Source organism: Monashia sp. HAY1-5C (assembly GCF_056755255.1).
Map to the genome: position 1 here is coordinate 1 of NZ_JBPGXG010000464.1, position 259 is coordinate 259.

General features: G+C 68.3%; 1 protein-coding gene. It reads left to right on the forward strand.

What is annotated here, in order from left to right; genetic code table 11:
* Positions 1-215 (forward strand): hypothetical protein (locus tag ACR9ZK_RS22445; protein WP_250093668.1); only part of this gene is annotated, 215 nt, incomplete at its 5' end.
* Between the last annotated feature and the right edge of the window lie 44 nt (positions 216-259).

Sequence of the window (259 nt, forward strand, 5' to 3'; positions counted from 1 at the left end):
GCGTCAAACCGCTTGCCAAGCGAGCGGCCGTCACGTCGCACTGGATGGGTGCCGCAGCTGTGCTTGAGGTGTTTGCGACGCAGCCCTGTCGTGACGTGAGCAGCGAGCGCCTCGACGGCCTTGGCATCCTGCTCGACACCGAAGCCGTTATGCCCGGCCCTCCAGGCGCATTCCAGAGTGGTGCCGCGCCCGGCCAGCGGGTCGAGGATAGCTAGCCGCTGGCCCTCATCACGACGGGTTGCGCAGCGGCCCTCCAGAC